Genomic DNA, 6258 nt, shown 5'->3' with positions numbered 1-6258 from the left:
GATCACGACCGTGTTCTGTGCGCTTAAGCCTCGAATGTACGCCTCACCATCGTAGCCGATGACAAACTCTTCGGAGCCAGCCTCCATGCGCCCCTTCAGGCCGGCTTCCAAAGGGGTCCCTGTGCTGTCGACCAGAGTGACGACCGCTGCTTCGGGCGCTTCCGAAACACCGAACTTCACCACGACCCCCCTGCGATCGGCTGGCATCACGACTTCCTTGGTTGCCGGAACGTCCGCATTCACTGGCAGATTCTTTGGATCGATGGAGACCGTGTTCGGTTCGTAGGAGTTAAGCCCGGGGACCAGGATGCGCCCTTGCCGATTGGTCTTCCCCACCGGCCTGTTCTGGAACTGGACGTCGACATCAGGAGCGCCGACTTCGACCACGGCGAAAGCATCGTCTATGCGATTTGTGGCAAAGACCCCGCCGCCTGCCACGGCAATCGCGCCATCCATTTGCGCAGTTGCCCGCACGTCCTTCCCGTATTGTTGGACGCCAGCCTCGAAGCGGGCGAAGCGCGCGCGATAGCTTGCTGCGGCCGACCGGTTGGGCGTGTCGCCTTCCGAGGTTCGTGCTCGCCAGCCAATGCTGCCGTCTTCCAACCGCTCCGACTTGGCGATGTCGGCGACGACATTCAGGCCGTCCGGTCCCTGCTCTATTCCCGTGGAAGCGGTGATATCGTCACCGAACGGAACCGATAGGCCGGCCAAGACTCCAAAGCTGCCGCTATCCTCAAGGTCGGTAAAGGCAGTGGCATAGAGGCTGCTTCGCTTGAATATCTGTTGGCTGTAGGAAAGGCCAACGATCTGGCTCTTCTGGCCTTCGGCACTTTCAAGATGCGTATAGGAGAGATTGAGGCTGGAAAAATCTATCGGCGCCGGGATGCTGAGCGTGAGCTGGTCTATTGCGCGAGGCACGCCCGCGCTGAAGATCGGCACGTCACCGGGCTCTGACAACGTCGGCTCTGCCGTCACCGCGGCGATGTCATCATAGTCGCCGAAGGCGCGTTGGATGCGACCGTAGATCGACCACCCTTCGTAGCTCATTTCCAGAGACGCGTTTTTGCGCTATCTACGGGCTTCAGGCCGACCTGCTTCACATGGCGACAACCTTTGCTTGCCTGCCTGTTCCGCGACGAGAGGAGGCAGGCATGGAACGGTATTTCTCGGTGGCTATTGTGACGCTGCTTTGCAGCCTAATGATTTTTGGCATGGCGCTGACAGTCGCCAGAACCCACAAGAGGACGGGCGTTCTCGCCCCGACCATGACTGGGGATCCGCTGCTTGAGCGGACAATCCGCGCTAATTCAAACTCGATCGAATGGCTGCCGGACTTTCTTCCGTCGATGTGCCTTTTCGCGGTCTACTGGAGCGCGCCATGGGCGGCTGCACTGGGACTGCTTTGGATAATGGGAAGGATTGCCTACTTCATCGGTTACCTGTCGGCACCGCTGAAGCGGTACCCCGGCTTCTTTATTCAATCTTTCGCCGCATTCGCCCTGCTCTTAGGCGCTCTTGGCAGGATCATATTCTTGATGCTGCAGGCATAGGTTGGGCGCTCAAGCCTTGCCACGTCACCCTCTGCTATCGGGCGAGAGTCTCAGGTAGGTGACCACGGAACGGTGGCTTTGCCAACGGCTCCCGATGTGTTTCAGCAGTGCGTATTTAGAGGTCACTTCGAGTGACCTTTCGCTTCAACTCGACAGCGTTCAAAAGGCGAACAAGAGTCCGGGCATAGCTTAGCCGGAGCGCCCACGGGTCTGCTGGCTGCCCAGTCAACACGTTAAACACGGTCCAGCTTTCGTTGGTTTCTTTTCTGAGTTCATGTCTTTGGTGAGTCACCGTCGCTAGCCATACATCAAGCAGTGATCGATGATTTCGTGTGTCACGGGGCAGCTTAGCAACGGGCGAAGCTATCGGTGGTTCCGGCGAAACGAATACGAAGCAGGCGGTTGGACCGGCGTCGATTCAACGGCTGATGTCACAATTGATGACTTGGAATGCGCCAGAGGTCGTCAGCGCGTGAGATAGAATGACTGACGGCTAACACCGCCTCGCCCTTCCTGCGCGATAGCCTGATGACCTTCAAACGCATGAGCTGACTCGCAACACTGCGATTCAATTTAGCACACGTTTAATTAGCTCCGGAGCATTTTAACGAATCGTTGACCGCGCTGTCCCATTATAGGACGGCGCGGTCAAACCCCAACCGGACTGCGCAGGCGGCTCCGGCACTGAAGCGCCCGCCCAACTGTCGGAGCCGCCACCCACACCAACATACCAGCAATGGTTGAATCAACCGTTACCGCATGTGCTTTCCAATGTGCTTCCCTGATCGTTAGACTTTGACCGAGCGACGGGAATATGCGCAGAACAGTTCGGTAACATTTGAGACAAGTCGATGGATATGACGAGCAATCCGATCTTGGTGGATCAATTCCCGGCAAGCTCTACAGCGGCGAGCCCAAGAAGGATATTCCTACATCTGTCCGACGTGCGGTCAGCAGGTCGACATGCGTGACCTTCGCCAAGGCGCTGGCCGCCGGTTGTGCCGCGCCGCCTCGCTCTGGTTTCCTGACATTCCGATCGCTTGTCAAACGATCCAGCCCACATGCCGCACTTCCGCCGGGAATCGGGTCCATGAACATCGCGGATCCCGCCGATCAGGTTCCTGAGCTGGCGCTGCGTCCATGAGCGGCGCAGGGGGATTTGATCCTTGCACTGAACCGTCCGAGGCGGTCTGCGAACAACTCGCCGTCCGGCCGGCATCGCCTTGTTCATGCTGCTCGCCCATCAGACCGCAAATTCCGCGACCATCGTAACGGTCGCACGCATCGCGTGATCGCTGAATTCGTGTTCACTGCAACCGCGGTGGTGGCTCATGCCCTCGCCTGGCATTCCGCCTATTCGCCGACCGAGGGGTGGATTGCGCTTTTCGATCCTGCTTTACCTCATTACCGGCCTGTTCTGGCTTCCAGTCGTGTGGATGCAGATCGAGATGCGCGATCTCTCGCCCTGCAGGCCGCGGCAGCGAAGCAAGCTCCACCACAGCGCTGCAACACCTTGGCACGTTCCGCCATTCCAGAAGGCGGCTACGACGACATGAATGCCATCACCATCTCCACCATTCTGGTTGTGGTCGCCCTGCGCCCACGGGCACATGGCCTGTAACTTCGCCGTGACCTCATCCCCTTGAGGGAACAATCAGACCGAGCCCCAGTTTGACCCAAACAAACACGGCCGATGGTTCGATGGAGGCATGCCATGAGATTTCCACACAGCACGACGGCCGCCGCCGCCACTTTCATAGCCTTCACGTCCCCGGCGCTCGCCCAGTCAAGCGGAACACCGGCACCCACGACGCCTGCACCCACGACGGCGACCGAACAGCCCGGCGCCGGGTCGAACGCAAACGGACAGGGGGGTGAACAGACACGCGAAATAATCCGCCAGATGGTTGAGCAAGCTGTCCGGGAGAGGATGCACCAGGATCGCGGTTCTGAAGAAGCTTTCCGTGACGAAGATAGCCGCAACGACCAGGGCGACCGCAACGGGCATGCTGACCGCCCCGATGAAGCTAGCCGGCATGGCGACCATTGGCGAAATCGTGGCGACTGGGGCAGAGGACACAGAATGGCTCGACACCGTGGTCACCAAATGATGCGCGGTGCCGGCATGCGACTTATGTTCGGCCTGTTGGACACGGATGGCGACAGGTCACTGTCCGAGGCCGAGGTTCAAAGCGCGGTCGGCAGGATGTTCAATAGCATCGATGAGAATGGTGACGGCAACATCGATCTAGACGAAATCCAGTCCCTCCTGCACGGCTCCAACGTGCATGGCACAAACAACGAAGACATGCCGTAGCTGCATCAAGACTGAGGAGCCGACTTCAGACGGAGCGGCAAGCGAGTCGCGGTCAGGCGAAGGCGCCGTTTGGAATGGCCCAAAATATTCTCTCAAGCTCCCGGAACATAGGTCGGCCATTGCGGTTCGACAGGCGGCGGGCACGGTCGATGAATAGCATGGCCCGCTTGCCAAGCGCGGGTCCCGATCGACCTTGCCAACAGAGGAGCGGGCTATGCGTGCGTTGGTCTGGCACGGTAAGGAAGACATACGCTGCGATCAGGTCTCCGATCCAGAAATTGAGGATGAACGGGACGCGATTATCAAGGTGACGAGTTGTGCCATCTGCGGCTCCGACCTTCACCTTTACCACAACTACGTGCCAGCCATGCTGCCAGGCGACATTATGGGCCACGAGATGATGGGAGAGGTCGTGGAGGTCGGCAGGGGCGTCAACGGCGCTCTGAAGAAGGGAGACCGCATTGTCGTACCGTTCACCATAATCTGCGGTGAGTGCGACCAGTGCAAGAGACAGAACTTTTCGGTTTGCGAACGTACGAACCGCAAGAAGAACCTCGGCGACAAGGTGTTCGGGCACACCACCGCTGGTCTGTTTGGCTACACCCATTTGACGGGCGGCTATCCCGGGGGACAGGCGGAATACCTGCGGGTGCCGTTCGCCGACGCCACGCACCTAAAGGTGCCTGACAACCTTACCGACGAGCAGGTTCTCTTCCTCGGCGATATTTTTCCCACCGGATGGCAGGCCGCGGCACAGTGCGACATAGAGCCTACGGATACGGTTGCGGTGTGGGGCTGCGGCCCAGTCGGGCAGATGGCAATACGCAGTGCCCTGCTGCTCGGCGCCAAACAGGTGGTGGCGATCGATTGCCTGCCGGAACGGCTTTCCATGGGGGCGGCCGGCGGTGCCATCACCATTAATTTCGCCGAGGAAAGTGTCGTCGAACGGCTGCAGGAACTCACCGGCGCAAATGGCCCGGAGAAGTGCATCGATTGCGTCGGCATGGAAAGCCATGTCTCGCTGGCCCAGCCCGACACCGTCTACGATCGCGCAAAGCAGTTGATGCTGATGGAAAATGATCGACCGCATGTGTTGCGCGAGATGATCTATGTCTGCCGGCCGGCCGGCGTGATCTCGATCCCCGGCGTCTACAGCGGGCTGGTCGACAAGATTCCGATGGGACAGGCGATGAACAAGGGCCTCACCTTCCGCATGGGGCAGACCCATGTCACCCGTTGGACCGAGGATCTGCTGCGCCGCATCGTGGACGGCCAGATCGACCCTTCCTTCGTCATCACCCATACCGTCGGGCTCGAGCAGGGACCCGAGATGTACAAGGTGTTCCGCGACAAGCAGGACAGCTGCATCAAGGTTGTTTTGAAACCGTAGGGAATCGTCATGAACGTGGTCGCTAAACTCACCAACATCACCCGATCGCCTGGCGATCCCAAAGTGCTGCAGGCCGGGCCGAGTGTGGCCGATGCCTTCGATGGCCTTGCCCGCAAGCTCGGCTGGTTCAGCATCGCGCTGGGTGTCGTCGAGCTGGTTGGTGCCGAGCGGATTGCCGGTGCGCTCGGCATGAGCGGCAAGCAAGATCTCATCCGAGCCTATGGGGCGCGGGAGATAAGCAGCGGCATACTCTCGCTTTCCGTGGACAAGCAGGCTGGGCTTTGGAGCCGGGTGGCTGGCGACGGCCTGGACATCGCGACGTTGCTGTCAGCTTATCGGCATGACAATCCAAAGCGCGACAACGTGGGCATTGCGCTTGCCGTGGTCGCCGGCATCGCTTTGCTCGACATCATCGGTGCGAAAGGCGTCACCGCGCGCCACTCTCGCAGGGGGACCAAGCCGCGCGACTACAGCGATCGCAGCGGCTTTCCCGCAGGCACTGCCGCAGCCCGCGACTTTGCCCGCTCTGAGCGCGGCCAGGAGTCCGGCGCCGCCTGACAGAGTTGCCGAAACCTTCCGCTATAAGCTAGTCTGGGTTTCCAGCCCTAAAACCAGGTTACCGATTTTGAGCTCGAGCGAGATCGTAGCCGCGCAACTTGCTATCGATCCGGCCCCATCCTGCACATGCCGATTTCTACGCCGGATGCGACCTGCTCGACACGCCCCAGGCGTGGGTGGGGCGCAGTGCCTGCGAATTCGCCGATGGCGCTGACGATTTCCCGGCCGTCAGCATCGGTGATGATGGTGGCGTAGCGGGTCCGCCAACTTCCGTCCGCCAAGGCGGGTTTTTTGTTTCTGCCCCTTCGCGATCAAGGCTCCGGTCAGGCAGTTTCGAGACGATGACGGCCAGTGACACCAATCTGCCTTCGCTCAGGCTGCGGATGTAGTTCTTGCGCAACCGCCCAGGGCAAGGGATAATTCGGCTCGCCGGCAGCCAGCAC

5 protein-coding genes and 2 pseudogenes are annotated in these 6258 nt (G+C 59.9%); 6 read left to right on the top strand and 1 reads right to left on the bottom strand.

The features are described 5' to 3' along the window. Positions 1–1062 (bottom strand): annotated as a pseudogene (locus EN932_RS26110) (fimbria/pilus outer membrane usher protein); the annotation flags it as partial. 89 nt (positions 1063–1151) lie between these two features. On the opposite strand from EN932_RS26110, the gene EN932_RS26105 reads away from it, so the two are divergent. The 6 genes and pseudogenes from EN932_RS26105 to EN932_RS26085 all read left to right on the top strand — a co-directional run bounded on the left by EN932_RS26105 (position 1152) and on the right by EN932_RS26085 (position 5815). Further along, positions 1152–1550, top strand: coding sequence for an MAPEG family protein (locus EN932_RS26105; RefSeq protein ID WP_127366653.1), 399 nt, complete (start codon positions 1152–1154; stop codon positions 1548–1550). Positions 1551–2761: 1211 nt separating this feature from the next. Next, a pseudogene (locus EN932_RS26100) lies at positions 2762–3013 on the top strand (DUF2269 family protein); the annotation flags it as partial. Positions 3014–3514: 501 nt separating this feature from the next. Further along, positions 3515–3661, top strand: coding sequence for a hypothetical protein (locus EN932_RS39085; RefSeq protein WP_245483326.1), 147 nt, complete (start codon positions 3515–3517; stop codon positions 3659–3661). Further along, a complete protein-coding gene (locus EN932_RS39080) occupies positions 3658–3867 on the top strand; it encodes a hypothetical protein (protein WP_245483325.1) in 210 nt (69 codons plus the stop codon). Before EN932_RS39085 ends, EN932_RS39080 begins: the two co-directional genes overlap by 4 nt. Positions 3868–4081: 214 nt before the next feature. Beyond that, positions 4082–5257, top strand: coding sequence for a zinc-dependent alcohol dehydrogenase (locus tag EN932_RS26090; RefSeq protein ID WP_127366655.1), 1176 nt, complete (start codon positions 4082–4084; stop codon positions 5255–5257). Between the two features lie 9 nt (positions 5258–5266). Then, complete coding sequence (locus EN932_RS26085) at positions 5267–5815, top strand: hypothetical protein (RefSeq protein ID WP_127370476.1); 549 nt, start codon at positions 5267–5269, stop codon at positions 5813–5815. The last annotated feature ends 443 nt before the right edge of the window (positions 5816–6258 follow it).

The sequence above is a fragment of the Mesorhizobium sp. M7A.F.Ca.US.002.01.1.1 genome, from assembly GCF_004022955.1.
Taxonomy (GTDB): Bacteria; Pseudomonadota; Alphaproteobacteria; order Rhizobiales; family Rhizobiaceae; genus Mesorhizobium; species Mesorhizobium ciceri.
Note: the sequence above shows the minus strand (reverse complement) of the source record. Positions and strands in the feature narration are given on the sequence as shown.

Coding starts and splice junctions, on each gene's coding strand:
- EN932_RS26105 (WP_127366653.1), top strand. CDS start 1,152: ATGGAACGGTATTTCTCGGTGGCTATTGTGACGCTGCTTTGCAGCCTA.
- EN932_RS39080 (WP_245483325.1), top strand. CDS start 3,658: ATGATGCGCGGTGCCGGCATGCGACTTATGTTCGGCCTGTTGGACACG.
- EN932_RS26090 (WP_127366655.1), top strand. CDS start 4,082: ATGCGTGCGTTGGTCTGGCACGGTAAGGAAGACATACGCTGCGATCAG.
- EN932_RS26085 (WP_127370476.1), top strand. CDS start 5,267: ATGAACGTGGTCGCTAAACTCACCAACATCACCCGATCGCCTGGCGAT.